26 protein-coding genes are annotated in these 25,116 nt (G+C 57.5%); 17 read left to right on the forward strand and 9 right to left on the reverse strand.

The genetic code is table 11. From position 1 onward, the window contains the following. Positions 1-389 precede the first annotated feature (389 nt). Both JSY17_RS00590 and JSY17_RS00595 read left to right on the forward strand, forming a co-directional pair. On the forward strand, positions 390-683 hold the full coding sequence (locus JSY17_RS00590) for a hypothetical protein (protein WP_117164887.1): 294 nt from the start codon (positions 390-392) through the stop codon (positions 681-683). A gap of 139 nt (positions 684-822) precedes the next feature. After that, the gene (locus JSY17_RS00595) at positions 823-2,124 is read left to right on the forward strand and encodes an Nramp family divalent metal transporter (protein WP_206401023.1); all 1,302 of its coding nucleotides are present in this window, start codon (positions 823-825) and stop codon (positions 2,122-2,124) included. Between the two features lie 123 nt (positions 2,125-2,247). Here the strand turns inward: JSY17_RS00595 and JSY17_RS00600 are convergent, their stop codons facing one another. Then, a complete protein-coding gene (locus tag JSY17_RS00600; RefSeq protein WP_206401398.1) occupies positions 2,248-3,870 on the reverse strand; it encodes a methyl-accepting chemotaxis protein in 1,623 nt (540 codons plus the stop codon). 697 nt (positions 3,871-4,567) lie between these two features. Here JSY17_RS00600 and JSY17_RS00605 point away from each other — a divergent pair. Continuing rightward, positions 4,568-4,819 carry a hypothetical protein gene (locus JSY17_RS00605; protein ID WP_117181006.1) on the forward strand — a complete coding sequence of 84 codons (252 nt, stop codon included), beginning with the start codon at positions 4,568-4,570 and terminating at the stop codon, positions 4,817-4,819. A gap of 79 nt (positions 4,820-4,898) precedes the next feature. Here the strand turns inward: JSY17_RS00605 and JSY17_RS00610 are convergent, their stop codons facing one another. Continuing rightward, the gene (locus tag JSY17_RS00610) at positions 4,899-5,771 is read right to left on the reverse strand and encodes a LysR substrate-binding domain-containing protein (RefSeq protein WP_206401026.1); all 873 of its coding nucleotides are present in this window, start codon (positions 5,769-5,771) and stop codon (positions 4,899-4,901) included. Between the two features lie 137 nt (positions 5,772-5,908). Between JSY17_RS00610 and JSY17_RS00615 the strand changes: the two genes are divergently transcribed. Continuing rightward, positions 5,909-6,334 carry a VOC family protein gene (locus tag JSY17_RS00615; RefSeq protein WP_117181004.1) on the forward strand — a complete coding sequence of 142 codons (426 nt, stop codon included), beginning with the start codon at positions 5,909-5,911 and terminating at the stop codon, positions 6,332-6,334. A gap of 100 nt (positions 6,335-6,434) precedes the next feature. Here JSY17_RS00615 and mqo read toward each other — a convergent pair whose 3' ends face one another. Beyond that, a complete protein-coding gene (mqo, locus tag JSY17_RS00620; protein WP_122372708.1) occupies positions 6,435-8,078 on the reverse strand; it encodes a malate dehydrogenase (quinone) in 1,644 nt (547 codons plus the stop codon). Between the two features lie 142 nt (positions 8,079-8,220). Further along, positions 8,221-8,397 carry a hypothetical protein gene (locus tag JSY17_RS00625; protein WP_162883147.1) on the reverse strand — a complete coding sequence of 59 codons (177 nt, stop codon included), beginning with the start codon at positions 8,395-8,397 and terminating at the stop codon, positions 8,221-8,223. Between the two features lie 588 nt (positions 8,398-8,985). On the opposite strand from JSY17_RS00625, the gene JSY17_RS00630 reads away from it, so the two are divergent. Then, entirely contained in the window at positions 8,986-9,288 is a 303-nt protein-coding gene (locus JSY17_RS00630) for a putative quinol monooxygenase (RefSeq protein WP_200977816.1), read from the forward strand. A 6-nt stretch (positions 9,289-9,294) separates the two neighbouring features. Here the strand turns inward: JSY17_RS00630 and JSY17_RS00635 are convergent, their stop codons facing one another. Further along, a complete protein-coding gene (locus JSY17_RS00635; RefSeq protein WP_117181001.1) occupies positions 9,295-9,789 on the reverse strand; it encodes an Lrp/AsnC family transcriptional regulator in 495 nt (164 codons plus the stop codon). A 142-nt stretch (positions 9,790-9,931) separates the two neighbouring features. On the opposite strand from JSY17_RS00635, the gene JSY17_RS00640 reads away from it, so the two are divergent. Both JSY17_RS00640 and JSY17_RS00645 read left to right on the forward strand, forming a co-directional pair. After that, complete coding sequence (locus JSY17_RS00640) at positions 9,932-10,882, forward strand: DMT family transporter (RefSeq protein WP_205417629.1); 951 nt, start codon at positions 9,932-9,934, stop codon at positions 10,880-10,882. A gap of 217 nt (positions 10,883-11,099) precedes the next feature. Beyond that, complete coding sequence (locus JSY17_RS00645; RefSeq protein ID WP_200998159.1) at positions 11,100-11,588, forward strand: (R)-mandelonitrile lyase; 489 nt, start codon at positions 11,100-11,102, stop codon at positions 11,586-11,588. Here the strand turns inward: JSY17_RS00645 and JSY17_RS00650 are convergent, their stop codons facing one another. After that, positions 11,589-12,188 carry a nucleotidyltransferase family protein gene (locus JSY17_RS00650; protein WP_206401027.1) on the reverse strand — a complete coding sequence of 200 codons (600 nt, stop codon included), beginning with the start codon at positions 12,186-12,188 and terminating at the stop codon, positions 11,589-11,591. Between the two features lie 228 nt (positions 12,189-12,416). Here JSY17_RS00650 and JSY17_RS00655 point away from each other — a divergent pair, with 228 nt between their 5' ends. From JSY17_RS00655 to JSY17_RS00675, 5 genes are all read left to right on the forward strand, one after another. After that, positions 12,417-13,031: a TetR/AcrR family transcriptional regulator gene (locus JSY17_RS00655; protein ID WP_117164877.1), complete on the forward strand. Its 615-nt coding sequence runs from the start codon at positions 12,417-12,419 to the stop codon at positions 13,029-13,031. A 79-nt stretch (positions 13,032-13,110) separates the two neighbouring features. Further along, a complete protein-coding gene (locus JSY17_RS00660; protein ID WP_206401028.1) occupies positions 13,111-14,220 on the forward strand; it encodes an efflux RND transporter periplasmic adaptor subunit in 1,110 nt (369 codons plus the stop codon). Then, positions 14,217-17,303 (forward strand): efflux RND transporter permease subunit, encoded by a 3,087-nt coding sequence (locus JSY17_RS00665; RefSeq protein WP_206401029.1) that lies wholly within the window; start codon positions 14,217-14,219, stop codon positions 17,301-17,303. Before JSY17_RS00660 ends, JSY17_RS00665 begins: the two co-directional genes overlap by 4 nt. 60 nt (positions 17,304-17,363) lie before the next feature. Next, positions 17,364-18,656: a beta-ketoacyl-ACP synthase II gene (fabF, locus tag JSY17_RS00670; RefSeq protein ID WP_206401032.1), complete on the forward strand. Its 1,293-nt coding sequence runs from the start codon at positions 17,364-17,366 to the stop codon at positions 18,654-18,656. A gap of 89 nt (positions 18,657-18,745) precedes the next feature. Then, positions 18,746-19,330: a flavin reductase family protein gene (locus JSY17_RS00675; protein ID WP_200998163.1), complete on the forward strand. Its 585-nt coding sequence runs from the start codon at positions 18,746-18,748 to the stop codon at positions 19,328-19,330. Between the two features lie 44 nt (positions 19,331-19,374). Here JSY17_RS00675 and JSY17_RS00680 read toward each other — a convergent pair whose 3' ends face one another. Continuing rightward, the gene (locus JSY17_RS00680; protein ID WP_122372716.1) at positions 19,375-20,766 is read right to left on the reverse strand and encodes an aldehyde dehydrogenase family protein; all 1,392 of its coding nucleotides are present in this window, start codon (positions 20,764-20,766) and stop codon (positions 19,375-19,377) included. A gap of 102 nt (positions 20,767-20,868) precedes the next feature. On the opposite strand from JSY17_RS00680, the gene ptrR reads away from it, so the two are divergent. From ptrR to JSY17_RS00705, 5 genes are all read left to right on the forward strand, one after another. Next, complete coding sequence (gene ptrR, locus JSY17_RS00685) at positions 20,869-21,738, forward strand: putrescine utilization regulator PtrR (RefSeq protein WP_117185808.1); 870 nt, start codon at positions 20,869-20,871, stop codon at positions 21,736-21,738. Between the two features lie 65 nt (positions 21,739-21,803). Next, entirely contained in the window at positions 21,804-22,508 is a 705-nt protein-coding gene (locus JSY17_RS00690) for an alpha/beta fold hydrolase (protein WP_206401034.1), read from the forward strand. Positions 22,509-22,606: 98 nt separating this feature from the next. Further along, on the forward strand, positions 22,607-22,987 hold the full coding sequence (locus tag JSY17_RS00695) for a VOC family protein (protein WP_206401036.1): 381 nt from the start codon (positions 22,607-22,609) through the stop codon (positions 22,985-22,987). Between the two features lie 61 nt (positions 22,988-23,048). Further along, a complete protein-coding gene (locus JSY17_RS00700) occupies positions 23,049-23,444 on the forward strand; it encodes a DUF4280 domain-containing protein (RefSeq protein WP_117164867.1) in 396 nt (131 codons plus the stop codon). A gap of 34 nt (positions 23,445-23,478) precedes the next feature. Then, positions 23,479-23,781, forward strand: a complete 303-nt coding sequence (locus JSY17_RS00705) for a hypothetical protein (protein WP_206401038.1) — start codon at positions 23,479-23,481, stop codon at positions 23,779-23,781. Between the two features lie 64 nt (positions 23,782-23,845). On the opposite strand, the gene JSY17_RS00710 is transcribed toward JSY17_RS00705, so the two are convergent. Together JSY17_RS00710 and JSY17_RS00715 are read right to left on the reverse strand one after the other, a co-directional pair. After that, positions 23,846-24,487, reverse strand: coding sequence for a hypothetical protein (locus tag JSY17_RS00710; protein ID WP_206401039.1), 642 nt, complete (start codon positions 24,485-24,487; stop codon positions 23,846-23,848). Between the two features lie 81 nt (positions 24,488-24,568). Continuing rightward, positions 24,569-25,108, reverse strand: a complete 540-nt coding sequence (locus JSY17_RS00715) for a toxin-antitoxin system YwqK family antitoxin (RefSeq protein ID WP_206401040.1) — start codon at positions 25,106-25,108, stop codon at positions 24,569-24,571. Positions 25,109-25,116: the final 8 nt, after the last annotated feature.

Consider the following 25,116-nt stretch of genomic DNA (forward strand, 5'->3'; position numbering starts at 1 on the left):
AACAAGGTCTTGCTGGCCAGGCAGGGCTTTTCATTCGTCGCGGCGAGCACCCGCTGTATCGAGCTTGGCGAATACCCAAGCAGCAGATTCACAATGATCCGGAAGGACTGTTTGCGGACCTGAAAGCCCTGGCTGCGGCCGAACTGCGTGAAACTTCTGCAAGCTTTGTCGCCAAGCTCAACGAGGCCCGTTCGCCCTGTGAACGCCGCGTATTTATCTGGGGGATGCAGCTTCGTCTAGCTTCCCTGAAGGACGGTGGCATTTTGGCCAGTGGTGACTATCACCCAGGCGTTGTGGCCGTTTACAAGCGCATGGGGGCGTATACCTGTCACAGAGGCGCGCCTGGAAACTCGCTAGCACCGCCGAGATCATCAAGCTTAACCTTATCGATGAGCTGGGCTTTGCGGATTGAGCAGATCGACGTGCTCAACACATTGCAGGAGTTGCACAGCGACGGTTCGATCACCTCTGTCAGGATCAGCGATGGCATTCGCATCGGCGGGGAGTTTCCGGAGCAGGATGGCACGCAAGAAGAAGGTGAGGGCACCAAGGATATCTTCCTTGCCAGCGTGTCGGGCATCGAACGCACTGAATGGACCGAAGCTGCCGTCACCGAAGCACTGCAACCTTACTCGTTGTATGACCCGCAAAGTTTCGCACTCTCACAGTGCCATAAGCACTGAGAAACCTTCATCAACTCAGACTGACCCCCTGAAGCCGAAACATCTAAAAACACATTTTCTCCAGAATTGTTGTACGACGTCTAATGAGCTGTGTTCGACTGCTGTGGATCTAACAAAAACAATAATGGAGACATCCTCTATGGCAAGCATTCCTTCCGTCGAAGGTCAGGCATCCGGGCGCGCGCAAAATCGGTTTACACGAATGCTGAAACTACTGGGCCCCGGCATCATTGCCGTACTGTCCTGGCTAGGTGCAGGTGATCTGATCACGTCGTCTGTCGCAGGAGCTAATTACGGTTACGCGATGATGTGGGTGCTGGCGGTTTCTCTGCTGCTCAGATATCTGATCGTAAACATCATTGCTCGCTTCCAGTTGTGCAACAACCAAGGCATGACAATCCTTCAGGGCTATGCGCAACTGAATCCCTTTTTTGCCTGGTTCATGCTTGTTTATGCCTTGCTGATGGGGCATTTGATGAATGCCTACATGATCAAGGGGGCAGGTGAGTCGCTGGCGATGCTGTTCAAGATCGACCACCCATTGCTCTGTTCGGTAGCGGTGGTGCTGGCTGTCTGGATGCTGGTCGGTCGCAACATCTATTCAATGATCGAAGGTGTGATGAAGTTGCTGTTGGCTGTCATGACTCTGGCCTTTATCGCCCTGGCTGTCATGTCCGGCCCGGATGTTGTGGGTATCGTCAAAGGCACCATCGGTTTCAGTATTCCGCCGGATGAAGGTGTGCATGGTGCGCTGCTGGTTGCGGTATCGGTGATCGGCGCGGTTGCAGGTTCCATTGCAAACTTCGTGCATCCATATGTCATGCGCCAGAAGGGCTGGGTAGGGCCGCAGCACAAGCGTATTCAGCGTAACGATTTATTGTTTGCCGTGTGCGTCGGGATCGTCATTAACCTGGCCATCTGGATTGTCGGAGCGGAAATTCTGCGACCTAACGGTATCGAGGTGAAGACCCTGGGTGACTTGGGCAAGGCGCTGGAAATGTTCTTTGGCCCCGCTGGTTGGTATGTGTTCTTTATCGGTGTATTCGCGACTCTGTTCGCCAGTATTTCAGGAAAAACCACGGCATTCCCGATGCTGATTACCGATGCGCTCCAGCATGTCAGTCCTGCTCGTCGCGAGAAGTACGGTAAAGAGTTTCACCATGACCCCATGCACAAGTGGTTCATGCTGTTCATTCTGGTGACGCCATTGATCTGGTCGCTGCCTGGCATGCCGGACTTCGTGACCTTGACCATCGGGGTCAGTGCGCTGAACATCATTGGTTTGCCGGTCATTTCGCTGGGCCTGTTGATCATGTCCAACCAGAAGTCGCTGCTGGACAAGAAATATCGCAATAACCTGTTTGAAAATATCGCATTGTTCTTCGCAACATGCCTGGCGCTCTGGGTCGCTTTCCAGCTGGGTGTCGATCTGTTTGCCTGATACCGAGTTGCCGAGGAGGCTGATTGTCTCTTCGGCTCTCGGAGTTTCGTCAGGGGCTGAGCTTGCAATGTGCGGACGCAGACCCGGGCTTCTGGCTGGTGCAGAAGCCTGGGTCTTCAGGGCTCAGACCTGAAACTTGGCCACTTCCCGCTGCAGGCCCGCCGCAAGGTTGTCCAGGCTGCTGCTGGTCTTGAGCAGTTCCTGAATCGATTGGTTGTTCTGTTCGGCCATTTGCGCCGAGCGTTCTACGCTTCGGGCTACGTCCTGGCTGGCGGCAGTCTGTTCGCGAAGGGCGAAGGAAATCTGATCGACTACATGCAGCACTTTGCTGGAGCTGTCGCGGATTTCGATGATGGCCTGGCCGGCAGTTCCGGCCATGGTCACGCCCTGGTTCACTTCCTCTACGCCATTGCGCATGGTTTCTACCGTTTCGCGAACTCCGGCCTGAATCTTCTCGATCATGCCTGCGATTTCCTTGGTCGACTTGCCGGTGTTCTGTGCCAGCAGGCGCACTTCATCGGCAACCACTGCGAAACCGCGACCTTGTTCTCCGGCACGGGCTGCTTCGATGGCGGCATTGAGTGCCAGGAGGTTGGTCTGGTCTGCGATGCCTTGAATCACGCCGATGATCGACGAAATGTGTTCCGAATGCTGACCAAGATCGGCGACCTGGGCAGATGAATGCTGCACCGTCTTGGCTATGCCGCTCATGCTGGAAAGCGTATTTTCGATGACGTGTGCACCTTCCCTGGATTGCTGTCCCGAATGGCTGGCGATCTGGTGGGCTTCATCGGCGTTTTCGGAAACATGATGGATGCTTACGGTCAGCTCTTCGATGGTGGCGGCCATCATCGAGGCCGATGTCGATTGTTCCTGAATGGCACCGGACAATTGTGTGGAAGCGCCTGAAATCTGTTGCACGGCAACTACCAGTTGATTCGCCGCCTGGTTTATCTGCTGGATGGTTTCGCGCAAGCGATTCTGCATGCGATCGAAGGCTTTCGGCAGTTGGTCATGACTGCTGGTGTCGATGGCTGTATCCAGCTTGCCATTGGCAATTGCGGTGGCAGCATCGATGGCCATTTGCAGGCGCGCCGTGGTACTGCGTCCCAGGGTGGCAGCCAGAAAAAGAGAGAGTGCGACGGCGGCAAGGCCTCCCCAGATCAGGATCATGAGGGCAAGCTCCTTCGAGCTCTTCATGTGCTGGCTTCTTTTTTCCAGCAGCTGGTTCTCTGCTCCTTTGATCTCGGCCAGGGTGGCGCGCATGCTGTCCATCTTGGCTTTGTCGGCACCTGACGTAATGCGCTTGTCCAGTTCATCGTCGGGCATGTCGCGTGCTGTCAGGTCCTTGCGCAGTGCAATGATTGGATCGATATCTTCATTGATCCAGCGTTTTTGGGTTTCCTCCAGCAGGGCGAGGCGCCGTTGCTGATCCGGATTGTCAGCTGTCAGCTTTTTGAGTGACTGAAGCTTTTCAGAGAAGCTTTTTTCTCCCGCAATCAACGGTTCCAGAAACAAATCCTTTGAAGAGATGACGAAACCTCGCATGCCGGTTTCGATGTTGACCAGTTGTTCAAGGGCCAGTTGCGTATCGCCGAGGACCTGATAGGTGTGAATATTGCTGTTCGTGGCATCCTGGACTTGCTCAAAACCCCGATAGGCACCCGCTACCAATATGGCAATAATGACGCTGACTGTAGCGAAACTTAAGTAAAGTTTCTGAGAAATGCTAAGTTTTTTAAATATGGACTACTCCTGACTTAGCCATTTTTGGTGGGGTGGCTTGGTTTGTTCATTGATTTGATGGTGGGGTGGGGCGGGCAGGGACTTATTATCGTCTGTCTGGCTGTTAACTTTAGAGCGGGAATGGAAGGATTTCTTATTGTCCCCGGAGTTGGGGGCATAAGGCTTAAAACAAGGATTTTAGTTGTTTTGCTCAATAAGTCATTGATTTATGGTGGTTGTGGAGTGGGTGTTGCTTGGTGAAGAGAGGTTTGCGGCATTCATTTGGCTTGATATCAGAGATATGGTCTTTTTAATTTTTCTTCAGTTAGATCGGTCGGTTATCTCGCCGACTTGCTCCTACTTTCCTTGTCTCGTGCACTAACTTTTTTCTCTATAAGTTATATATGCCCGGTTATGGTGCGCCAACTTGGTTGTCAGTTATCGGCTGTCTGTGGTGCTGAAGATATGTTGGTTTGAGTGGTAGCCGATTCGATGATTGCTTCCGATCAGGCTTTTTGAGATGTGTTTTATTATTTTTTATTTTGTCAAGTAAAATATTATTCATGTATCGCTGTATATAAATGTTCATGATTCAGAGGATACATTCTCCCACGGCAGCCAGCTCTGCCGGCAAGAAAACAAAAAGCCTTACTCGCATCAACTCAATATCAAGCTATCGAGAGGAAGTATCATGAATCGAGTAACAGGTAAGTCCGTATTGAAAAAGCTTATGGTCACCACCGCAGCCGTGATCGGTCTGCAAGGAATGGCGTTTGCTGCTGTCAGTCAGCAACCTGTTTCTGTCCAGGAAGGTAAATATGCCCAGGTCCAGGCTCAGGATGCGGCCAAGGCCGGCGCCAAGAGCTCCACGGCGATGCCGCTGCAGGTCGCCAGTCGCCTGAGCAGTGGTTTGCGCATCAACACGGCTTGCGATGATACCGGGCTGCCTTGCCCTCGTCCTCACCGCTAAAACGTTGTAGTGGAAACTGCAGTCGCGCGCTGAATGTGTGCGGCTGCAGCAAGATCTGTCATTTGCGTGATGGTTTGCGTCACGTGCCTTGCACCAGTCCCTCCACCAATTCGATCAGCAGCCTCACCGGCTCGCTCAGATTCTCCTTTGCCCGATGCACCAGTCCCACATCCCGATGGAATGTATGTGAGCCCAGTTCCAGTGCTCGCACTTCGGCTGGCCATTGTCTGTGGTCGGCTGTCTGCGGAACCAGGGCCACCCCGACACCGTTGGCGACCAGTTTGATGATGGCTTCCAGCTCGTCCAGTTCGCAGGTTTCGCGCAGGGTGAAGTGCATCTGGCGCAGGAAGCGGTCGACCTGTCGTCCGCCGAACGAGGTGCGGTCGTAGCGGATCAGGGGTTGGGTGCAGAGCAGTTCGGTCCAGTCGTCGCCGGGTAGATGGTTCGGGACGATCAGGCGATAGGGTTCGCTGGCCAGGGCGGTCCAGCGCAGGTCGCTTTGCAGGGCGAATGGAGGGCGGATGATGGCGGCCATGTCGATCTCTCCGGCATCCACCAGATTGAGCAGTTGCATGGATACGCCCGGTATGACGCGGGTTCGGCACTGTGGCCATTGGCTGTGAAAGGTGGCCAGGGCATCGGGTAGCAATGAGCGCTGTACCGAAGCAATCGCGCCGATGTTGAGCAGTATGCTCTCGGGCTGGCCGGAAGCTGTCGAGCCAAGGTTGTTATACAGGCGGAGCAACTCCTGGGCTTGCAGGAGGGTTTGATGTCCCATCCGGTTCAGATGTGCGGTGCGCCCCTTGCGGTTGAATAGTGAATAGCCCAGTTCGGTTTCCAGGCGTTGCATTTGTGCGCTGACGGCAGCCTGGGTCAGGCCGATCCGGTTCCCGGCGGCAGCGAAAGTGCCTTCCTGTGCGACCGCGACAAGGGTCTTCAGCTCGCGAATCATTGATAAATCTCTTTTGTTAATCTGAGAAATATATATTGATTTTATTGGTGAGTCGCTGCTTCTATGATTTCTCCAGTACTTGAGCGATCGCGAGCAAGACCTTGCGGTTGATAAAACCAAAAAGCCTGGAGTTCCTGATGAACCTTTCTCCCTTTCACCTTGCGATCCCGGTCTACGACCTTGCGGCTGCGCGCTCTTTCTATGGCCAGGTGTTTGGCCTGGAAGAAGGGCGCTCCAGCGATCATTGGGTCGATTTCAACTTTTATGGTCATCAGCTTGTGATTCATGAAGCCCCCAAGAATGCGGTGCAGGAAAGTGCTCACAGCAATCCGGTGGACGGCCATGACGTGCCGGTTCCGCACTTTGGCATTGTGTTGCAGTGGGAGCAGTGGGAGGCGCTTGCCGAGCGTTTGAGGTCGTTCGAGACCCGCTTCGTGATCGAGCCTTACATTCGGTTCAAGGGGCAGGTGGGTGAGCAGGCGACCATGTTTCTGCTGGATCCTTGCGGCAATGCGCTTGAGTTCAAGGCATTCAAGGACATGAGTCAGTTGTTCGCGAAGTAGGCGTCAGGAGCTAGAGAGCTTACAAGGGGAGTGTGGTAAGGCGGTATTTCCCGCTTGTAGAAAAAAGCCCCATCAAACCAGGTTTGATGGGGCTTTGGCATTACAGCGCCATATCAGTCGCTGCGTTGCTTTCGCGTGGCTTGGCAGGTGTGGCTGCCGGAGCTGCTGCGGGTGCTGCAGCGCCAACGGCTGGAGGCGCTGGCAGTTGCAGGATTTCGCTGGTGTAAGCCCATTCCTTGGCAACCTGATCAGGATGATCGTTCAGCTTGGTGCCGTAGCTCGGGATGATCTGGTGCAGCTTTTCCTGCCAGGCAGGAGTTGCAACCTTGTCCTTGAAGACTTTCTCGAGAACGCCCAGCATGATCGGAGCTGCGGTCGATGCACCTGGCGATGCACCCAGCAGGCCGGCAATGCTGTTGTCCTTGGAGCTGACAATCTCGGTACCCAGTTTCAGGACGCCGCCTTTCTCTTCATCGCGCTTGATGATCTGAACGCGTTGACCTGCCTGCCACAGACGCCAGTCTTCTTTCTTGGCGTTCGGGAAGTATTCTTTCAGGGCTGCGAAGCGATCGTCATCGGACTGCATCAGCTGGCCGGCAAGGTACTCAACCAGCGGGTATTCCTTGATGCCGACCCGGGTCATTGGCCAGACGTTGTGCAGGGTGGTGCTGGTCAGCAGGTCCAGGTAAGAGCCTTCTTTCAGGAACTTCGTGGAGAAGGTCGCGAATGGGCCAAACAGGATAACGCGCTTGCCATCCAGTACGCGGGTGTCCAGGTGAGGAACCGACATCGGAGGTGCGCCAACCGAAGCCTGGCCATAGGCTTTGGCCATGTGCATATCGGCAATCGTCGGGTTTTCGGTCACGAGGAACGAGCCACCAACAGGGAAGGCACCGTATTCCTTGGCTTCAGGAATGCCGGACTTCTGCAGCAGGTGCAGTGCACCACCGCCCGCGCCGATGAAGACGAACTTGGCGTCGGTTTCGGTTTCTTTACCGTCTTTCAGGTTCTTGTAGGACACGCGCCACGAACCATCGGCATTACGCTTGATGTCTTCGACTTCGCTCGACAGTTGCAGATTGAAGTTAGGCTGGTTCTTCAGGTGGCCCACGAACTGGCGAGTGATTTCGCCGAAGTTCACGTCGGTGCCGATCGGAGTCCAGGTGGCCGCGATTTTCTGGTTCGGGTCACGCCCTTCCATCATCAGCGGAACCCACTTCTTGATCTGCTCCTGATCTTCGGAGTACTGCATGGCGCTGAAGAGAGGGTTGACCTTCAGGGCTTCATAGCGTCTTTTCAGGAACGAGATGTTCTTGTCGCCCCACAGGAAGCTCATGTGCGGGGTGTAGTTGATGAACGAACGCGGGTTTTTCAACACACCGTTCTTGACCTGCCACGCCCAGAACTGGCGGGAGATCTGGAAGGATTCGTTGATTTCGATGGCCTTGGAGACGTCGATCTTGCCGTCTTTTTCTGGCGTGTAGTTCAGCTCGGCCAGGGCAGAGTGACCCGTACCGGCGTTGTTCCAGCCGTTCGAGCTTTCCTGGGCGACACCATCAAGACGCTCAACCATTTCGATCGACCAGCCTGGCTCCAGCTCATTGAGCCAGATACCCAGGGTCGAACTCATGATTCCTCCCCCGATGAGCAAAACGTCTACTTTTTTTGCTTCGGCCGCATGCACGGGCATGAAGCCCATCGACATGGCCAGGCCCAGCAGAGCCGTGTTCATTTTCTTCAACATACTGTGATCCATATGATAAACGCCATCCGCCCTCCGGCTCTGTCTGTGGGAGCTGTGGCGTGTCGCATGCTATGCCGCATGCGACAAACTCTCGCACCTACAAGGACTAGAGGTGGACATACAAGGCCAATACAATAACGCTTTAGACCTCACTTTCTATGTCCTCCTGCGCTGACTTCTTATCATCATTGGCTTCAGCGGCTTGAGTGACACATAGTTCTGTTGGTACGGCTTCCTGCGCAGCAAAGACATTCCCCTGCAAGCGCAAGCCATCCCCATCAGCTTCCTCACGGAATTTCGCCTCAGGCTCGGTATTCACAGACACATCTGTGGTGTCTTGTCCCTCATCAAGGCTGCCGTGACATGCCAGAGTGACCTGCGTGTCATAAGCTCATCATCGACAGACCGGGCGAGGGCGCGCATGCTGCCATGTTCTGGCGGGCGCTCCAAGTCGGCGATGACGCGACATTTTCGCATAATGTGAACCTCCGGTGCGAGGTGCCATCACGTCCCAGAGCCTTATCCTGCCTACGTTGCCGTGCCTGATGTCATCCAGAAACTGCTTTTTGTGCGCCGTTCACGCAAAGATCAGCGCGTTTTCCTGCAATCGATAGCACGCTAAATATTACTGAATGTATCCAGTATTGTTGCCTGATCGGCGATTAATCGGTCACAGAAGGGTGTTTTTCTGCCCCTTGTAGGCGTTTGAAAACCCCCGTCCTTCCTGTTTTCGGCCTGTCTGGCCCGAAGTTTAGGGCTGTGTCCTTTTCTATGGGTTTGTGATTGATGAGATCGGCTCATGAGTACATTCAGTCAGCCCTTATAGTCATCAGGTCGCCAGATCGTTAAGTTCGCTTGCGCACAGATGGTGTGAGTTCTGGTCGGAATTTCGTGGGAGAGGGCTGTAATGCATATCAATGCGATGAATGCATTGGAAATTCGTTTTATCGAAGACACGGACCCGCTTTTCGAAAGTCGCTTGAAGCTGCATATTGATCCGCTTCAGGACGCCTCGGGATGTCTTGGGTATACGTGCAGCCGTAGCCCCCATGAGCCTTGTCTCTGGCTTCTGAGCGGGCATTGGGCAAGTGCTTCTGAAATGACGGAGCATTTCGCCGGTCCGGCCATGTCGGCGTTGATCAATTTCCTGATCGAGTCAGGCGCACACCTGACTTTTGCCAGTTTCACCACTCCTCAGGCTGAGCATTGAGAGCGATTATCTGGGGTTGGCCAGGGTCAGCCCGTTGGGTGGCAGCGGCAGGGCGGTCTTGTAAAGCACCTGCTTGAGAGCAAAGCTGGAGCGGATATTCGCGACCCCTGGAATCTTCGACAGATGATCCAGAATGAAGCGTTCCAGGTCCTGAATGTTGGCCACCAGAATCCGCAGCAGATAATCGGCATCTCCGGTCATCAGGTAGCACTCCATCACCTCCGGGCGGTCGGCCACAGCCTGCTCGAACAGCTGCAAGGCTCCTTCTACCTGCTTTTCCAGACTGACATGGATAAAGACATTGAGATGCAGACCCAGCACCTGCGGGTCCAGCAGCGTCACCTGGCCTTTGATCAGGCCTGCTTCTTCCATGGCCTTGACCCGATTGAAGCAGGGCGTGGGTGACAGGTTTACCGAGCGCCCCAGGTCCGCATTGGTGATCCCGGCATCCTGCTGCAGGCTGTTCAGAATGCTGATATCGGTTCGATCCAGTTTTTTCAAAAGAATAAACCTCTGCCAAATCGTGATTTTGCAGAGATTACATCTTTGATCCGATGGATTGATAGCCAAGAAGGGAGAAACTTTCTCCCGATACGCCAGTTAAAATTTTTCCCTCGAAGCGCTCGTTCAGAAGAGGGAAAACATGTCAGACGCAAGCAAGCACAGCGCCATGGTGACCGACTCGGCTCATTCGCAGAGTCTGGTGTCTTCGCCCAAGGCCAAGGGTGTGCTTCTCTTGATCATGGCCATCCTGATCTGGGGCGCTAACTGGCCGGTCATGAAGGCTGGTCTTGAGCACATTACGCCTGTCTGGTTTTCAACCCTGCGCTTTGCGACCGGTGCGGCCTGTCTGCTGGCATTGCAACTGGTGACCGGCAAGCTGCGGCTGCCCACTCGCCAGGATCTGCCACTGATCCTGAGTGTCGGTCTGCTGCAGATGCTGACCTTTACCGTGCTGGGTGCAATTGCCATGACTCAGGTGCCAGCCGGCCGTTCTGCCGTTCTGGCCTACACCACGCCGCTCTGGGTCACGCCGATTGCTGTCATGTTCCTGCGTGAAAAGCTGTCCACGCGGCAACTGATCGGCACACTGCTGGGGGGCGTCGGTGTCTGTGTGCTGTTCAATCCTCTGACGCTGGACTGGGGCAACGGCGCATTGGTGAAAGCCAACCTGATGCTGCTGGCGGCCTCATTCTGCTGGGCCATGTGCATCCTGCATCTGCGTTACTCAAAGAACACCGCCAGCGCCTATCAACTGGCACCCTGGCAGATGCTGGTTGCCACTATTCCCCTGATCGCACTGGCTTACTTCACGGAAGGGCCTTTCACCGGCGATGGCTCGAGAACCTTGTGGGAGATCCTGATTTTCATGGGGCCTCTGGCTACAGCGTTCTGTTTTTGCGCGGTCAATGCCGCCAGCATGTGGCTTTCCAGTACCAGCATGTCGACAGCGATGCTCGGTGTACCGGTCGTTGGGTTGTTGATGTCGGTGATCTTTATGGGGGAGCAACTGACGATGACGTTGATTGTCGGGATCATGGCGATCATCGGTGGCATTCTGATCGTGACGGTCAAGCGTTCCAGCGCAGCCTGATTGCCGCTATTGATCAAGCTGGCTCATGGCGGTTAGCGGATTAAGCCGGTTAATCACTGGCTCTTCTGGCTGATAGATTGGGCATGTCGTGTCGCCACAAAGGGATTCGGCAAACTCGACGCAGCCGCTTACAGAGTGGGTATGAGCCAGGCAGCTCCCTGTTTGACGTCCTTCATGCCCTCGCGGAGCGCTCATCCATATAGATGGAGGACTGTCCATGAAGACGCTCGCAGCAACAGCACTTTCCCTTTCTCTTCTGGCAGCCGAGGCTCATAGCGAGACGAGCCCGGTTGTGACTGTCACTCAAAACGGCTCACAGCCTTCGGCCAAGGGGCCTGCGGATTATTTCACTGGCCAGGTGCGCGTGGATGCGCCTTTCAAGGGCACCGGCGATGCACGCGTCAGTGGCGCAACGGTCACCTTCGAACCGGGCGCTCGCACCGCCTGGCATACCCACCCTTTGGGGCAGACCCTGATCGTCACTGCAGGTACGGGCCTGGTTCAGCAGCAAGGGCAACCGATCAAAACTATCCGGCCCGGCGATACGGTATGGATTCCACCTCATACCAGGCACTGGCATGGCGCGACGGCGCAAACCGGCATGACCCACATTGCGATTGCCGAGGTTCTGGATGGCAAGGTCGTGGACTGGATGCAACAGGTCAGTGATCAGGAATACGCTCAGGCGGCTGCTCTGGATAAGTGACTACCGGGGGCCTGAAAGTCCCTGCAGAATCTGTTCTGGCGTATCGACGTCGCGCACGGTGCCGGGATCATCGGTTGCCATGAGGTCGCAAACCGACGCATTGGCTGCCAGCAGTGTTCTGGCACCCTGATCGCCTTCGAGCAGCAGCAACTCGGGCCAGAACCGGCGGCCTATGATCACTGGATGGCCGCGCTGGCCTTCATATACCGGCTGTGCGATACGCTGCGGGTCGGCCAGTTGCACAAGGCTGTGCAGCGTCGCGGCTTGCAGCCAGGGCATGTCGGCAAGCAGGACGGCGACTGCAATGGCGGGCGAGGGCATCAGTGCTTCGATACCGCTGGCCAGGCTGTGTCCCATGCCAAGCTCGGCCTGTTCGCTGCGCACGATGCAGACATCGGGCACAATCCCCAGCGCTTGTGCATCGTCATCGCTGCGCAGCACCACCCAGAGCTCATTGAAGGACTGTCTGGCAGTGTCGATACTGGCTTGCAGCATGCTGCGCCCGTCGGGCAGAAGCGCCCGGCGTTTGTCGTCGGCAAAGCGTCTGCTGCGTCCGGCAGCCAATATGAGGCCGATTACCTGTGGCGCAGACTCATTCATCCGGAATCCTTGAGAGCAGGAGCAGAGTTGAACAGGCATCATAGAAGACGCACAAGGATTGATTAAGACCGCGAGCGGGATGCCGTCATGAGCTGTTTTCATGAATAAGCGGGGGCATTTCAGGGCTGATGCCGATCAGGAGACTCTGTTTAAAAGATGGAAATTCATGACCAAATCACAATATAGTCACTATTTATCAATCAGGGTCACGCAAGCCAGGCTGGAAAAATGACTGAAAAGCAGAATGTATCCCCTTCGCGTGGTCCTTTGGATCATAACGTTCGTGACCAGATCGTCGAAGCTGCCACCCAGCACTTCGGCCATTATGGGTACGAGAAGACCACGGTGTCCGATCTGGCCCGCGCCATCGGCTTTTCCAAGGCCTATATCTACAAATTCTTCGACTCCAAGCAGGCGATTGGTGAAGTGATTTGCAGCAACCGACTGGCTGCCATCATGGAAATCGTCGATGCCGCCGTTGTGGATGCGCCGACTGCTTCCGAAAAGCTGCGGCGAATGCTCAAGGCCTTGGTGGAGGCGGGCAGCAGCCTGTTTTTCCTGGATCGCAAGCTCTATGACATTGCCGCTGTCTCGGCCAGGGATCAGTGGCCTTCGGCCCGGGGTCATGAAACGCGGCTTCGGCAGTTGATCGAGCAGATTGTCCGGGAAGGCCGGGAGGCTGGCGAGTTCGAGCGCAAGACGCCGCTGGATGAAGTGGCCAATGCCATTTACCTGGTGATGTGGCCCTACATCAACCCCGTATTGTTGCAGTACAGCCTTGATCGGGCCGAAGAAACCACTGTCCATCTCTCGGCATTGATATTGCGCAGCATGGCACCTTAGTCTGAGTTTGTGACTATTGACTTAATTGGTCACTAGAATGAGAATCTGGCTCTAGATATCCATCCGAGCCAGTGATCCCATGTCCCGTCGCCTGCCTGTCGTTATCGCTCTCTGTTTATCTCCACTCGTCCTTACGGCGTGTGGCGATGCATCAATCGCTCATGATCCACGTACTCAGGCGCCTGTGGTAAGGGTCGCCAGCGTGCAGGATTCAACGGATATTTCACGTTCCTTTACCGGTGTGGTCGCTGCGCGGGTTCAGAGCGATCTGGGTTTTCGCGTGTCGGGCAAGGTGCTTGAGCGTCTGGTCGACACCGGCCAGAGCGTCAGGAAAGGTCAGCCATTGATGCGCATCGATCCGGTGGATCTCGGTCTGCAGGCGCAAGCGCAGCAAGAGGCGGTAACCGCTGCACGTGCACGGGCCAGACAGGCCATCGACGACGAGGCGCGCTACCGCAATCTGGTGGCCAGCGGTGCCGTTTCGGCTTCCACCTATGATCAGTTCAAGGCCGCGGCAGACTCCGCCAAGGCACAATTGAGCGCCGCGCAAGCCCAGGCCAATGTGGCGCAGAACGCCACAGGTTATGCCGTATTACTGGCGGATGCCGATGGTGTTGTGGTGGAAACCCTGGCCGAGCCGGGTCAGGTGGTCAGTGCCGGGCAAGCGGTGGTCAGGCTGGCGCGTGCCGGGTTGCGCGAAGCCATCGTGCATCTGCCCGAGACACTGCGTCCGGCTGTTGGCTCTGTGGCTCAGGCCAGACTGTATGGCAATGGCCGCGGCAGCGTGCCAGCCAGGTTGCGCCTGCTTTCCGATGCGGCCGATCCGGTAACTCGTACCTTCGAGGCCCGTTATGTGCTTGAGGGTGAGATGGCCAGCGCGCCATTAGGCGCTACAGTCAGCCTGCAGATTGCCAATGGCGGAGCGCAGATCCAGGCGCTGCAGGTGCCCATCGGGGCGCTTTATGACCCGGGCAGTGGTCCGGGCGTATGGATTGTTTCCGGTCAGCCCGCGAAGGTGGGCTGGCGGCCGGTTCAGGTGCTGGCCCTGCAGGACGATGTGGTGCGGGTAAGCGGTGATCTCAGGGTTGGCGAACAAGTGGTGGCATTGGGAGCCCATCTGCTGCATGACGGTGATCGGGTCTTGCCGGGCGCTGCGCTTGAACCCCGGGTTGCCGGGAGCCAGCCATGAGCGAAGGGCGTTTCAATCTGTCGGCGCTGGCCGTTCGCGAGCGATCCATCACGCTGTTCCTGATCTTTCTGATATCCGCTGCCGGGATACTGGCGTTCTTCGGGCTTGGACGGGCAGAGGACCCGCCTTTCACGGTCAAGCAGATGACGATCATCACCGCCTGGCCGGGCGCTACTGCACAGGAAATGCAGGATCAGGTCGCCGAGCCTCTGGAAAAGCGCATGCAGGAACTGCGCTGGTATGACCGTACTGAAACCTACACCCGTCCGGGCATGGCTTTCACCATGGTCTCGCTGCTCGACAGCACGCCGCCGTCGCAAGTGCAGGAAGAGTTCTATCAGGCGCGCAAGAAACTCGATGACGAAGCCAAGCTCCTGCCTGCGGGTGTCGTCGGCCCGCTGGTCAACGACGAGTTTTCGGATGTGACCTTCGCCTTGTTCGCCCTGAAAGCCAAGGGCGAGCCGCAACGCCTGCTGGTCCGCGATGCCGAATCCTTGCGTCAGCGCTTGCTGCATGTGCCGGGAGTGAAGAAGGTCAACATCATTGGCGAACAGGCTGAGCGCATCTATGTGTCGTTCTCCCATGATCGCCTCGCGACGCTGGGGGTTTCTCCTCAGGAAATCTTTGCCGCGCTGAACAGCCAGAACGTGCTGACGCCTGCCGGTTCGATCGAAACCCTGGGGCCACAGGTTTTTCTGCGTCTGGACGGTGCTTTCGACCAGTTGAAAAAGATCCGTGACACACCGGTTTCGGTACAGGGCCGCACGCTGAAGCTCTCGGACGTGGCAACGGTCGAGCGTGGTTACGAGGACCCGGCGACCTTCATGGTGCGCAACAATGGCGAGCCGGCCTTGCTGTTGGGCGTCGTGATGCGCGAAGGCTGGAACGGCCTGGACCTGGGCAAGGCCCTCGATGTCGAGACGAACAAAATCAATCAGAGCATGCCGCTGGGTATGACCCTGAGCAAAGTCTCCGACCAGTCGGTGAATATCAACTCGTCGGTCGGCGAGTTCATGGTCAAGTTTTTCATCGCATTGCTGGTGGTCATGCTGGTCTGCTTCTTCAGCATGGGCTGGCGCGTGGGTGTCGTGGTGGCAGCAGCCGTGCCCTTGACGCTGGCGGTGGTGTTCGTGGTGATGGCAGCCACCGGCAAGAGTTTCGACCGTATCACCCTGGGCTCGCTGATCCTGGCACTGGGGTTGCTGGTTGACGATGCGATCATCGCCATCGAAATGATGGTGGTGAAAATGGAGGAGGGCTACAGCCGCATCAAGGCCTCGGCCTATGCCTGGAGCCATACCGCCGCGCCCATGCTTTCCGGCACCCTGGTCACCGCCATCGGCTTCATGCCCAACGGTTTTGCGCAATCGACAGCGGGCGAATACACCAGCAACATGTTCTGGATTGTCGGCATTGCCCTGATTGCTTCCTGGGTGGTCGCCGTGGCGTTCACGCCTTATCTGGGCGTGAAGTTGCTGCCGGAGCTCAAGCAGGTCGAGGGCGGTCATGAAGCCATCTACAACACCAGGAACTACAACCGTTTCCGCAGGGTTCTGACCCGGGTCATCGCCCGCAAGTGGCTGGTCGCCGGAACCGTGATCGGTACCTTCGTGGTTGCCGTGCTTGGCATGGGGCTGGTCAAGAAACAGTTCTTCCCGACCTCCGATCGTCCCGAGGTGCTGGTCGAAGTACAGATGCCTTACGGAACCTCCATCGAGCAGACCAGTGCGGCCACGAGCAAGGTTGAGGCCTGGCTGAAAAAGCAGGAAGAGGCCCGGGTCGTCACGGCTTACATTGGTCAGGGCGCTCCACGTTTCTTCCTGGCGATGGCACCGGAACTGCCCGATCCATCGTTCGCCAAGGTGGTGGTGCTGACCGCCAGTCAGGAAGAGCGTGAAGCGCTGAAGTTGCGTCTGCGCCAGGCGGTGGCCGAAGGGCTGGCTCCCGAAGCGCAGGTGCGGGTTACGCAACTGGTGTTTGGTCCTTATTCGCCGTTCCCCGTCGCTTACCGCGTAAGCGGGCCCGATCCGGCGAAGTTGCGCGAAATCGCCGCACAGATGCAGAAAGTGCTGCAGGCCAGCCCGTTGATGAGGACCGTCAACAGCGACTGGGGCCCGCTGGTGCCGACCCTGCATTTCTCTCTGGATCAGGACCGTTTGCAGGCGGTAGGCCTGACCTCCAGTGCCGTCGCGCAACAATTGCAGTTCTTGCTCACCGGTACGCCCATTACTGCGGTGCGCGAGGATATCCGCTCGGTGCAGGTGGTCGGTCGTGCTGCTGGCGATATCCGTCTGGATCCCGCGAAGATTGCCGGTTTCACCCTGGTGGGCTCTGCCGGGCAGCGGATTCCGCTCTCTCAGGTCGGTGAAGTCGATGTACGCATGGAAGATCCCGTCCTGCGCCGTCGTGACCGTACCCCGACCATCACGGTGCGTGGCGACACCGCCGAAGGTCTGCAGCCGCCGGATGTTTCCAGCGTGGTCCTGAAACAGCTGCAACCGGTGATCGACACGCTTCCCGATGGTTACCGGATTGTGGAAGCCGGTTCGAGCGAAGAGTCGGGCAAGGCCAGCAAGGCAATGTTGCCACTGTTCCCCATCATGATCGCCATGACGCTGCTGATCATCATCCTGCAGGTGCGCTCGATGTCGGCGATGGTGATGGTGTTCATGACTGCGCCTCTGGGATTGATCGGCGTGGTGCCGACCTTGTTGCTGTTCCAGCAGCCATTCGGCATCAATGCTCTGGTCGGGCTGATTGCGCTATCGGGCATCCTGATGCGCAACACCCTGATCCTCATAGGTCAGATCCAGGACAACAAGGCTCAAGGTCTGGAGCCGTTCCGGGCCGTGGTCGAAGCCACCGTGCAGCGTGCCCGGCCGGTGCTGCTGACCGCACTGGCGGCCATTCTGGCCTTTATCCCGCTGACCCATTCGGTGTTCTGGGGAACGCTCGCCTACACCCTGATCGGCGGCACCCTGGGTGGCACCGTCATGACGCTGGTGTTCCTGCCGGCCATGTATGCCATCTGGTACCGGATCCGGCCCGATGACGAGTCGGCCGCAAAGGTGCAGCAGGCCTGATAGACCATAGGGCACCACGTCCCGGGTCGTGGTGCCGATAGTGTAATGAAGAGGTTTTGAATGACAGATTTCACGGCTCAAAAACGAATCGTAGTAACCGGCGTAGGCCTGGTCGGGCCGCTGGGGTGTGGCGTTGAGCATGTCTGGCCGCGCTTGCTGGCCGGACAGTCCGGTATCCGCCAACTCCCGGAACCGATCACTGACGGCACGGGCGTTGCCGTAGGCGGCCAGGTGCCGTCGCTGGAAGAGGATGCCATCGCGGGTTACGACCCGGAGCGCCTGATCCCGGCCAAGGATCGCAAGAAGATGGATCGCTTCATCGAGTTTGCGCTGGTGGCCGCCCATGAGGCTCTGGAACAGGCAGGCTGGCAGCCCGCTGATGAAGCGGAACAGCAGCGGACGGCGACCATCATTGCATCGGGCGTGGGTGGTTTCGGTGCCATCGCCGAAGCCGTACGGACTACCGATGCCCGTGGCCCGCGCAGACTGTCGCCATTCACCGCGCCGTCCTTCCTGGCCAACATGGCGGCCGGACATGTTTCCATCAAGTACGGTTTCAAAGGCCCGCTCGGTGCGCCGGTGACTGCTTGCGCAGCCGGTGTGCAAGCCATTGGCGACGCGGCAAGGCTCATCAGAAGCGGCGAGGCCGATATCGCGGTGTGCGGCGGCACGGAGGCGGCCATCGATCGGGTGACCCTGGGTTGCTTTGCGGCAGCCCGTGCCTTGTCCACCGGTTTTGCCGAGCGGCCAGAGGAAGCCTCGCGTCCCTTTGATCGTGACCGCGACGGCTTTGTCATGTCCGAAGGTGCCGGGTTACTGGTCATCGAATCGCTTGAACACGCTCTGGCCCGTGGCGCCACGCCCTTGGCGGAACTGGTGGGCTACGGCACCAGCGCCGATGCCTATCACCTGACCGCAGGGCCCGAAGATGGCGGAGGAGCCCGGCGCGCCATGCAGCAGGCCTTGCGACAGGCCGGTCTGAGCCCGGACGAAATCCAGCACATCAATGCCCACGCCACGTCGACTCAAGTGGGCGACAAGGGCGAGCTGGCCGCCATCCGCTCGGTGTTTGGTGCAGGTTCTGGCGTGGCGATTACCTCGACCAAATCCGCTACCGGACATCTGCTGGGAGCGGCGGGGGGCATTGAAGCCATCTTTACGGTACTGGCGCTGCGCGATCAGATCGTGCCGCCCACACTGAACCTCAATCAACCGGACGAAGCGGCAGAAGGGCTTGACCTTGTCGGCCCGACCGCCCGCAAACTGCCGCTGACGCATGCGCTGTCCAACGGCTTCGGTTTTGGTGGTGTGAATGCCAGTGTCGTTTTCCGTCGTTGGGAGCCTGCAGCTTGAGTGTAAGCAGGGTTATCGATTGGTCCTTCAGAAATGCTTCTTAATCAGTAGAATGCGCCTTTACGCTTGCCTGTTCTGAAGGAGTTTTCGTGGATAACCGTATTCGCCCAGTCGAGCTGGAAAAGGCCTACAGACTGATCAATCACGGTCCTGCCGTGCTGGTTTCCTCCAGCCATGGCGGGACCCATAACGTCATGTCGGCTTCGTGGGCCTGTGCTCTGGACTTTTCTCCGCCCAAGGTCACGGTGGTCATCGACAAGATGACCAAAACCCGTGGGCTTGTCGAAAAGAGTGGTTACTTCGCTTTGCAAGTACCGACCGTGGAGCAGGTGCAACAGGTCTATGACGTGGGTACGCAAAGTCTGACCTTTATGCCGGACAAGCTGGAAAAGTCAGGCGTCGAGCTGTTTCGTATCGAAGGACACGAGACTCCGCTGGTGGCGGGTTGTTCGGCCTGGCTGATCTGCAAGCTTGTACCTGAGCCCCATAACCAGCAGACCTACGATTTGTTCATCGGTGAGGTTGTAGGGGCCTGGGCCGATGAGCGAGCCTTCAAGGATGGCCATTGGGCATTCGAGACCGCCGATCCCCGCTGGCGCAGCCTGCACTACATCGCCGGCGGGACTTTTTACGCCATCGGCGATCTGGTCCGGGTTGCAAGTGAAGAGGAATAACCTGCTGTAAAGAATTCGGGGAGCGCAAGGCTCCCCTGAATCCATCAGCGGCGATCCAGCCAGACGGTTTTCGCATTGCAGAACTCGCGCACGCCGAAGTGTGAAAGCTCACGGCCAAAGCCGCTTTTCTTCACCCCGCCGAAGGCCACGCGCGGGTCTGAGGCGCAATAACCATTGATGAATACGCCGCCTGTTTCCAGCTCGTCAGCCAGTTGCTCGGCAAGTTCGACGTTGCGGGTGTAAATGGTCGAGGTCAGGCCGAACTCGCTGTCATTGGCCAGCTCCAGTGCATGCCTGGCATCGCGGGCGGTAATGATCGACGCCACCGGGCCGAACAACTCCTCCCTGAAAGACGTCATCCGGTCGGTGACATCGCTCAGCACCGTGGGCTCATAGAAGTTGCCAGCGCCTTCGGCTTTTTTTCCGCCCAGCAGCAGGGTCGCACCTTCGGCGAGAGTTGCTTGCACCTGCTGGTCCAGTTCGTCACGCAGATCGAAACGGGCCATGGGACCGATATAAGTCTCCGGGCTCGACGGATCGCCCATCGCCAGCAGACGAGTGGCTTCGACGAACTTGCGGGTGAAGGCTTCGACAACGCCCTGTTCGACGATCAGACGTTTGGCGGCAGCGCAGACCTGACCGGTGTTCTGATAGCGACCGATCACGGCGGCTTTCACCGCTTCATCCAGATCGGCATCGTTGAGCACGATAAAGGGATCGGAGCCGCCCAGTTCCAGTACGCATTTCTTCAAGGCGGCACCAGCCTGTGCGCCAATCGCAGTCCCGGCCCGCACGCTGCCGGTCAGGGTCACAGCGGCAATGCGCGGATCGGCAATGGCGCGTGATACGCCTTCCTGAGCCACGTTGATCACTTCAAACACACCTTGCGGGAAGCCGGCCTGTTGCAGCGCATCGCGTATCAGATAGGCACAGCCCATCACGTTGGGCGCATGTTTGAGCACATAAGTGTTGCCGGCAAGCAGGACCGGAACGGCACCGCGCAGTACTTGCCAGACCGGGAAGTTCCAAGGCATGACCGCCAGGATAGGGCCAAGCGGGCGGTATTCGATACGCGCCTTGTTGTTTTCGACCAGTGTCGGCTCCGGTGCAAGCATGGCCGGGCCATGGCTGGCGTACCATTCGCAGAGTTGCGCACATTTCTCGATTTCGCCACGGGCCTGGGCGATGGGCTTACCCATTTCCCGGGTGATCATCTGCGCCATGGACGTTGCGTTGTCACGTAATGCCTTGCCCAGGGCAATCAGCCGTTGAGCGCGCTCATCGACCGTCTTGCGTCGCCATGATGCATAACCCTCAGTCGCACGGGAAAGCGCGGCATCCAGTGCCGAGTCAGACTCGAACGCATAATGGCCGACCTGTTCACCATTGGCCGGGTTGATCGAGATTGCATGGGTGTGGCTGGAAATCTGTGTCATGACACCATCCTCTTGTGGGTGGGAATGGGGCCAGAGTATCGTCGTGCTATTTTTCGCGAAACTGAATAATAATGATCGTATCGTTCACGTTTGGAGAATGAATTGGATCTTGTCCAGCTTGAAATCTTCAAGGCCGTTGCCGAGCAAGGCAGCATCAGCGCCGCGGCGCAGCATATCCATCGTGTACCCTCGAATCTGACCACGCGCATCAAGCAACTGGAAAGCGATCTGGGCGTCGAGCTGTTCATACGTGAAAAGCATCGCTTGCGCCTGTCACCGGCTGGCTGGAATTTCCTGGACTACGCCCGGCGTATTCTGGCGCTGGTGGAAGAGGCCCGCATGGCCATTTCCGGCGAAGAACCCCAAGGGCCGTTTTCCCTGGGCTCGCTGGAGAGCACGGCGGCGGTGCGTATTCCTGCGCTGCTGGCGGCCTATAACCAGCAATACGCCAAGGTCGAACTGGACCTGTCCACGGGACCTTCCGGCACCATGATCGATGGCGTGCTGTCCGGGCGTCTGGTGGCAGCGTTCGTGGATGGGCCGGTGCTGCATCCGGCGCTGGAAGGCGTTCCTGTCTTCGAGGAGGAGATGGTGATCATTGCGCCGCTCAACCATGCTCCCGTTACCCGAGGGCTGGATGTGAGCGGTGAAAGTATCTATGCCTTTCGCGCCAACTGTTCGTATCGCCATCACTTCGAGAGCTGGTTCACCGACGATGCATCCGTGCCGGGCAAGATCTACGAAATGGAGTCCTACCACGGCATGCTGGCCTGTGTGAGTGCGGGAGCGGGGCTGGCGCTGATGCCACGCAGCATGCTCGAAAGCATGCCGGGGTGTAGCACCGTAAGCATCTGGCCGCTGTCCGAGAAGTTCCGCTTTCTGCAGACCTGGCTGGTGTGGCGCAGGGGGACGGTTTCCCAGAGTCTTACGCGGTTTGTGGAGTTGCTGGAGGCGCGGGAACCGCTTCAATGATGTGCCGAACAGGGTTCGGAAGGTGTCATGTATGAGTATTTTTCCTTTGCCCCAGGAGCGCCACGTTGTCTTGCAATAACCTTCCCCTCGTTCTGTTGCCCGGTTTGCTGAACGATGAGCGGCTTTGGGCTCATCAAGTGGCGGCTTTCGAGCCTTCACGCAGCGTTTCTGTTGCAGATCTTTCCCAGGACGACAGCATCGAGAAAATGGCTCGACGCACGCTGGAGCAGGCTCCACCGTTCTTTGCCCTGGCGGCTTTGTCGATGGGCGGATACGTGGCCATGGAAATCATGCGTCAGGCTCCCGAACGGGTGGTGGCGCTGGCGCTGTTCGACACCATGGTCCGACCGGACAGCGAGGATCGGGCCAGAGTCAGGCGTGGCCTGCTGGAACTGGCGAAGCTGGGCAAGTTCATGGGCGTGACGCCTCACTTGCTGCCCCGGATCATTCATGCTCGTTGTCTGGGGACTGTCGCCGCGCAACAGGTAATGGATATGGCCCAGACCATTGGCAGGGAAGGGTTCATTCGCCAGCAGCAAGCGATTATCGAGCGCGAGGATTACCGGTCACTGCTGGAGACGATCAGTGTGCAGACCTTGATCGTCGTCGGTGAAAACGATGAAATCACGCCGGTAGAAGAGTCTGTATTCACTCAGCAAGGCATTGCCGGTTCGCGCCTGGTGGTTCTGCCCGAATGCGGCCATCTGCCGCCTCTGGAGTACCCTGAACGCACCACCGAACTGTTGCAGGAATGGCTGAACGCGGTGTAACCGTATGAACTTACTGTTTGAGAACAATGCACTGTGGGAGAGGGGCTGCCCGCGATGAGGCAAGTTATCTACATCCCAGACCTATTCAGGGAGAAACCATGCTTATCGATCATCTGGACCATCTGGTCCTCACTACCTGCGACGCAGCTGCCTGTGAGGATTTCTATACCCGCATCATGGGCATGAGCCTGGAAACCTTCGGTAATGGCCGTACTGCCTTCCGCTTCGGCCAGCAAAAGATCAACCTGCATGTGCGCGGTCACGAATTCGAGCCCAAGGCGCATCTGCCCGTGCCCGGTGCGCTGGATCTCTGCTTTATCGCCGCCGGGCCTCTGGATGAAGTGATCGCCCATCTTCGGCAGCAGGACTGGCCGATAATTGAGGGGCCTGTGCAGCGAACCGGTGCCACGGGGCCGATCCGCTCGGTGTATGTTCGCGATCCTGACTTGAATTTGATCGAGATCTCCGAGTATTTGTGATTGGCAGGGCTAATAGCCTTGGGCTATTTTGTCAGCCGAACTTCACCCAGGGTGCCTGCCGATGTCATGTCCGCAAGTCTGTGCCGGAGCCACGTTGCAATGCAGCTTCGGCGCTGCGCCTACGGTTCTGAACGTGCTGCCGACCAATCGCGTGCTGACCAGCAGCATGCCGGCGGCGACCATCATGGATCACATTCCGTTAGTCAATATTCCCACCTTCGGAATGTGCATGAGCACCGCCAACCCGATGGTGATTGCCGCTACGGCAGCGGCATTGGGTGTGCTGACCCCCATGCCGTGCATTCCCGCGACGGCCTCGCCCTGGATTCCGGGAGGCGCACCCACGGTGCTGTTGGGCGGAATGCCAGCCATTGATTCCAACAGCATGCTGATGTGCAACTGGGCCGGGGTGATCAAGATCGTGATGCCAGGGCAGATGCAGATGTTGATTCCCTGACCTGTGCAGGCTGATTGTTTTCAAGGATGAGTAGATGAGTGCGTTGCTTTCCATCGTGGTCAGTGCCGTAGCACTGGCACTGGCTTCCCGACTGATGAATGTGGCGCTGGGTATTGTGCCAGCCGTACTGGTCGCTGCGTTTTCCTACGGTATGAGCCTGATGCTCGAGGGCAGCACGCAAGCGGTGCGCATCACCGTGGTGATGGTCGGGCTGCTGATCTACGTCGCGGGGCTGAAGCGCTTCACTGGCGAAAGCACCTGGACAGTCATCAAACTGATGATGGTGTGGATCATCGTATCGGTGCTGGTGGTTCAGGCCGCCATTCAGATCCTCTAAGGACGGGACGCACGAGCTGTGTGCAGCTTTGTGCGCCTGGCTGATAGGTAAGCTCGTTGCCGGACTAGCCTTTGATCTTTTCAAATTTTACAAGCTGTGCCTTCAGGTAATTGAGCTGTTGGCTGGTAAAACCCAGGTTGTGGTCCAGGTTGCGATTTTTTATTTCGGTGACTTGAGCGTTGGTCGTGATGTTGCCGATCTGCGCGAAGCCTTCGCGATGCAAGGCGACGACCAGTCGGTTGCCCTGCACACCTGCCTCCTGGTGGGGCTTTAGCATGGCTCCAAGATCGGAAGCCAGCCCGGTTGAGAAGGTCAGCTTGATGATGATTGCGCTGTCGTCGGTGGCATTCTCATTGCCGAATGCCATGACTTTGAGCAACGAGGAAGACATCCAGTAGCGATAGAGGTCGGTGTTGAGGTAGTCGAAGACCGGCTTGAAGGGGTCGGGCTTCCCGTTGATTGCCGTCCATTCGCTTGCCGATATCTTGCGGTAGTAAACAGTGGGCACGCAGGTACCGGATACTTTGAGCATCTTGTCGAAACTGTTGGCGTCGAACGCCATGGTGCCGTGCCACAGATCTGCGAGATCGTCCCGGGTCTTGGCCAGCATGCGCCGCTGACTGTCCGTATTGCGCCACTGGATATACAGGTTTTTGGGGATATAGGGGTTATGGGGGAGATGGCCCTGGTTATGTACCTCGGTCATCGACGGATTCCACTTGTTTGTCTTGTTGCTTGTGCGCATTGGATGCTTCCTTGAATACGTGCGAGGTGGTACCGGTCAAGATTACGTAGCCGATACGTTATTCATCCACCACCAGCGCAGCCGTGAAACCGGTTTGCCCTTGTCGTCCAGCGGTCGGCCGTCATCGGCGAATTGTTGTTCCTGGTCCAGCAACTGGCCGTTCAGGTAGCGCGCCTTGAAGGACGCCTGGCCGTTGGTATGGAAACGCTGATAAAGCCCGTCGCGCACGCCGTCCTTGTACTGCTCCAGCTCTGCCAGTTGCCCGTCTGGGTAATGGATGCTGGCTTCGCCGTGCAGCAGGCCCATTCGGTAGGTGGCCCGGCGCTGCAACAGGCCTTCGGGTGAATAGAAATTCGCGACGCCATGCAGTTTGTCGTTCACGTAAGGCAACTGTGCGGAAACCCGGCCATTGGGATGGTAGGTGAGGCTCATGCCTTGCAACTCGCCCTGGCTGTAATTCAGGTTGGCCAGCGGGCGGTCGTTTTCTTCGATCCGCAAAGGCCCGTCCAGTTGGCCGTGATTCAGGCGTCCGGTCAGTTGTGCGTCGCCGCTTTGTACATCCACAGTTTCTGTCTTGGCCATGCTCAGAA

Source organism: Pseudomonas capsici (genome assembly GCF_017165765.1).
In the GTDB taxonomy this organism is placed as follows: Bacteria; Pseudomonadota; Gammaproteobacteria; order Pseudomonadales; family Pseudomonadaceae; genus Aquipseudomonas; species Aquipseudomonas capsici.